Raw genomic sequence first — 5,195 nt, forward strand, 5'->3', positions numbered from 1 at the left:
GTCCCCTTCGAAGAGATCGCCCCGATCGTGGACCGCACCCCGGCCGCCGCACGGCAGCTCGCGAGCCGGGCGCGCCGCCGCGTACAGGGCAAAGCGCCGGATCCGGAGGCGGACGCCGGCCGGCAGCGGGAGATCGTCGACGCGTTCCTCACCGCGGCGCGCGAGGGTGAGTTCGAGGCTCTGCTCGCCCTGCTCGACCCGGATGTCGTGCTGCGCGCCGACACCGGCCCGCTGTCGGTGGGCGGTCCTTCCGGGGTGATCCGCGGTGCGCGCGCGGTGGCCGAGCAGGCGATGTCGTTCCAGCGGCTGGCCGAGTCCACGCAACCGGTGCTGGTCAACGGCGGCCCGGGACTGATCAGCGCCCCGGCGGGCCGGCCGTTCTCGGTCGCCGGCGTGACGATCAGCGGCGGCCGGATCGTGGAGATCAACATCCTGTCCGACCCCGAGCGGCTGAGCCGGATCGACATGACCGTCATCACGGACGAGAGCTGAGGACGTTCGGCGCCGCACATCAACACACGAACGCACGTGCAATCACACGAATGAATATCCGAAATGACAGCCGAAAGAAGGGCATCCGAACGGCACTGGAATCCACACAAACCGCCCCCGCATCACGATTTCGCCCCAGCCAGGACCCAGTCGGGCGGTGAAGCAACATCGCCCTCGACTGCGGACCCCCCGCCTCGGCAGACTTGTCCTTGTGGACACCCTGAGCACGGACGACCCGCACCACATCGGCCCTTACCACCTGATCGGCAGGCTGGGTGCGGGCGGCATGGGACGGGTCTACCTCGCGCGGTCCGAGGGCGGACGGACGGTCGCCGTCAAGCTCGTACAGTCCGAACTCGCCCAGGAGGACGAGTTTCGCCAACGGTTCGCGCAGGAAGTGGCCGCCGCGCGCCGGGTCGGCGGAGCGTGGACGGCGCCCGTCCTCGACTCGGACACCGAGGCCGACACGCCCTGGGTGGCCACCGCGTACATCCCGGGCCCCTCGCTCCAGGGTGTCGTCGACGTGGAGTACGGGCCGCTGCCCGCCGCCTCCGTACAGGTGCTCGCGAACGGTCTCGCCCAGGCCCTCAAGGCGGTCCACGGCGCCGGGCTGATCCACCGCGACCTCAAACCGTCCAACGTCCTGCTCACCATCGACGGCCCGCGTGTGATCGACTTCGGGATCGCACGCGCGCTGGAGACGGCGACCGACAGTTTCCGGACCCGTACGGGCGCGGTGGTCGGCTCGCCGGGGTTCATGTCGCCGGAACAGGTACGGGGATTACAGGTCACCCCGGCCTCGGACGTGTTCTGCGTGGGGGCGGTGCTGGCCTACGCGGCGACCGGGCGGCCACCGTTCGGGACCATGAACAGCGGTCTGCACGCGGTGATGTTCCGGGTCGCCGAGGAGGCGCCGGACCTCTACGGGCTGCCGGAGGGTCCCGACGGCATCGGCGCGCTCGTACGGGAGTGTCTGGCGAAGCTGCCGGGCGACCGGCCGACCCCGGACGAACTGATCGCCCGGACGCGGGAGAACGCCGTCGATCCCTGGCTGCCCGGTGAGCTGCTCGCCCTGCTCGGGCGGCAGGCCGCCGACCTGCTGGACTACGAGTCGCCGACGCAGCCGGAACCGCACGCCGACGCGGGCTCCGCGTCCCACACACCGCCCCCTGCCGGCCACCCGCAGCCGGGGACCGGCCACGACGTCGTCCTGGTCCGGGGCCCGGAACCGGGTCTGTTCCTGGACCCGACGCAGATCCCGCCCGTGCGGCTCCTCACCCCGCGGCCGTCCACCCGGCGCCGCGCGGCGCTCGTCGTGGTGACCGTGGCCGTCGCCGCTGTCGCCGTCACCGGCACGCTGATCCTCCTCCCCGAACGGAGAGCCCCAGGGGGCGGAGCGGCGCCCGTGCCCACCGACGACGCCGGATCGGGCTCGGGCCCCGGCGGTGTCGGACGGCCCGCTCCCGTGAGCTTCGCCGGGGAGTGGGAGGGCCCCGTCAAGAACAGCACCGACCGTGCCTCGGAAACCTTCGGGCGGCTCGTCATCACGAACGCCCATGTCGGCGAGAAGGCCGCCGACTTCCTCTTCGTGGACGCGAAGATGATGTGCCAGGGCACGTCCACCCTCGTCTCCAGGACGGCGGACACCCTGGTGCTCAGCCCCGGTACGACGACCAGCAACGTGCCGCCGGGCGCACCCCAGGGAGCCTGCGCGCCGCCCGCCCAGCAGATCATCGACGCCGGCTCCGGCACCGGCGGAGACATCGGCGGAGGCATCGGCGGAGGCATCGGCGGCGGGAGCGCGGGCGGTACGACGGGGGAGGACGTACCGACGCTCAACTGGCGCGCCGGGGAGCTGTCCGCCACGCTCCGGCCCGCCGTCACCGGAAAGGTACCCATCTCCGAGGCGTACCTCGGCACATGGCGGCTCGCCGACACCCATGACGGCGGCGACCAGACCCGGGTCGTGATCAAACAGGGCCCTGTCGGTACGCGAGTCGCCCGCTCGACGTCCGTCCTCGGGGGCAGCCGCTGCGCGTCCGAGTCCGTACTCGTCATGGTGTCGGACAAGTCGCTGCTGCTCGGCCCCAACCAGTGGGTCGGCTCCGCCGCCACGAATCCCGCGTGCCACACCCCCATGTACACACACACGTACACCAGGACCGACGAGGGACTGCGGGTCACCTACCCGGCCTCGACCGGCGCGGACCCGGTCGACCTGGTCAGGGTCGACTGACCGCGCGGCGCGACGCCCCGAACCGCGACCGGGGCACCGACACCGCGCCAACGCGCCCGTCAGAGGAAGGAGTTGACCTGGATGGTCTCCGTACGGCCGGGGCCGACCCCGATCGCCGAGATCGGCGCTCCCGACATCTCCTCCAGCGACTTCACGTACGCCTGCGCGTTCTTCGGCAGGTCGGCGAAGGTCTTCGCCTTCGTGATGTCCTCCGACCAGCCGGGCAGGTACTCGTAGATCGGCTTCGCGTGGTGGAAGTCGGTCTGGCTGTAGGGGAGTTCCTCGACGCGCTTGCCGTCGATCTCGTACGCGACACACACCGGGATCTGCTCCCAGCCGGTCAGCACGTCCAGCTTGGTGAGGAAGAAGTCCGTCAGGCCGTTGACCCGGGTCGCGTACCGTGCGATCACCGCGTCGAACCAGCCGCACCGCCGGTCACGGCCCGTGGTGACGCCGCGCTCGGCGCCGATACGGCGCAGCGCCTCGCCGTCGTCGTCGAACAGCTCCGTCGGGAACGGTCCGGCGCCCACCCGCGTCGTATAGGCCTTGAGGATGCCGATGACCCGGTTGATCTTCGTCGGGCCGACGCCGGAGCCCGTACAGGCGCCGCCCGCCGTCGGGTTGGAGGAAGTGACAAAGGGATACGTACCGTGATCAACGTCCAACAGCGTGCCCTGGCCGCCCTCGAAGAGGACGACCTTGCCCGCGTCGATCGCGTTGTTGAGCACCAGGGCCGTGTCGGCCACGTACGGCTTCAACTGCTCCGCGTAGGTGAGCAACTCCTCCACGATCTGGCGGGCGTCGACCGCGCGCCGGTTGTAGAGCTTGGCGAGGATCTGGTTCTTGAAGTCGAGAGCCGCCTCGACCTTCTGGAGCAGGATCGACTCGTCGTACAGGTCCTGGACCCTGATCCCCACGCGGTTGATCTTGTCGGCATACGTCGGACCGATGCCACGGCCCGTCGTGCCGATCTTGCGCGAGCCCAGGAAGCGTTCCGTCACCTTGTCCATCGTGGTGTGGTACGAGGTGATCAAGTGAGCGTTTCCGCTGACCAGGAGCTTGGACGTGTCAACGCCGCGCTCGCCGAGACCGCGCAGCTCGGAGAAGAGGACGGCCGGGTCGATGACGACTCCGTTGCCGATCACCGGGACACAGTCCGGCGAAAGGATCCCGGAGGGGAGGAGATGCAGCGCGTATTTCTGGTCGCCGACGACGACCGTGTGGCCGGCGTTGTTGCCGCCCTGATAGCGCACGACATAGTCAACAGACCCACCGAGCAGGTCGGTGGCCTTCCCCTTGCCCTCGTCACCCCACTGAGCACCGAGCAGCACAAGTGCGGGCACAGGCGTACACCCCTTCCGGGCGGGGCATGTCCAAGGTCAGGGGGGCGCACATACGCCGTCCATACGCCGCCTGTGCGCCGTATGACATCGCACCACGTTGTACGACACAGCCCGAACCGTCGAACCGGTTGCCCCGGAATAGACGAAGCCCCTGGCGCAATAGCGCAAGGGGCTCTTGCACAAAGATGCTACCCGAGGAAGGACCGAGGTGTCGGCTCCGGAGCCCGCCGAAAACGGCGCGCAGCAGCTTCTGGTGGTCATCGACCCGGGCGCCCGCCGGACCGACGGCGAATCCGTACGTATCGCGAAGGACGTGCTGAGCGGGGGTGCGTCGGTCAAGATCTGCCTCCCCGAGGGCCCCGAGGAACTCGCCCGCGCGCTCGCGAGACGCGGCAACCGCCGGCCTGTGCTGATCGGCGACGACTGTGCGCTGCTGCGGATGGTCGCCCTGCTCCACCGGGAACGGGATCTGGCCACGGGGGCGCTGTCGCTCGTACCGGTGGGGGCGTCCGTGGACCTCGCGCACTCACTGGGCGTCCCCACAGGGGCGGTTGCGGCGGCCCGCGCGGTGCTGGACGGGGTGGTGCGGCGGCTGGATCTGCTGGTGGACGACAGTGACGGGGTGGTGCTGGACGACTTGCGCATTCCGGCCGGCGCCGGGGTTTCCGGGGTTCCTGGTTCCGAGGATCCTGCTTCCGGGGGTTCCGGTTCGGCGTCCGTGTGGGGCGCGTGCCGGTCGCTGGTACGGACGTTGGTGCGGCCGGTCCCCGCGAACGCGGTCGCCTCGCGGACGCACCGGTTGCGGGTGGAGGCGGACGGGGTGCTCCTGAGCGACCTGGACTCGCCGGTCGAGGGCGTGACGGTACGGTCGCGCGGCGGGCGCGCGGAGGTGGTGGTCCGCTTCTCGGCACCGGCGGAGCCGATGCGCGCGAGCGCGCTGTCGGTGACGGTCTCGGGCGCGGACTTCCGCTATCGCGCTGACACGCGGGTGACGGGGCCGGTGCGGACGCGCACGTGGACGCTGCGGCCGGGAGCGTGGGGCCTGACGGTGCCGGCGGCGCGAGCGGACGACAGGGCGCGGGGGCGGGAGACGGGGTACGGGTGGGGGTAGCCGGTCGCCTCGC

At 70.8% G+C, this 5,195-nt stretch carries 3 protein-coding genes and 1 pseudogene; 3 read left to right on the forward strand and 1 reads right to left on the reverse strand.

Annotated elements, in window-relative coordinates; genetic code table 11:
• Positions 1–492 (forward strand): annotated as a pseudogene (locus QR77_RS48730) (nuclear transport factor 2 family protein); the annotation flags it as partial.
• A gap of 211 nt (positions 493–703) precedes the next feature.
• Positions 704–2,728, forward strand: coding sequence for a serine/threonine-protein kinase (locus QR77_RS47810; protein WP_052488835.1), 2,025 nt, complete (start codon positions 704–706; stop codon positions 2,726–2,728).
• A gap of 59 nt (positions 2,729–2,787) precedes the next feature.
• Here the strand turns inward: QR77_RS47810 and QR77_RS17250 are convergent, their stop codons facing one another.
• Entirely contained in the window at positions 2,788–4,071 is a 1,284-nt protein-coding gene (locus tag QR77_RS17250) for an adenylosuccinate synthase (protein WP_040022755.1), read from the reverse strand.
• Positions 4,072–4,279: 208 nt separating this feature from the next.
• Here QR77_RS17250 and QR77_RS17255 point away from each other — a divergent pair, with 208 nt between their 5' ends.
• Positions 4,280–5,182: a hypothetical protein gene (locus QR77_RS17255; protein ID WP_040022757.1), complete on the forward strand. Its 903-nt coding sequence runs from the start codon at positions 4,280–4,282 to the stop codon at positions 5,180–5,182.
• The last annotated feature ends 13 nt before the right edge of the window (positions 5,183–5,195 follow it).

It is taken from the genome of Streptomyces sp. 150FB (assembly GCF_000818195.1).
Classification (GTDB): domain Bacteria; phylum Actinomycetota; class Actinomycetes; order Streptomycetales; family Streptomycetaceae; genus Streptomyces.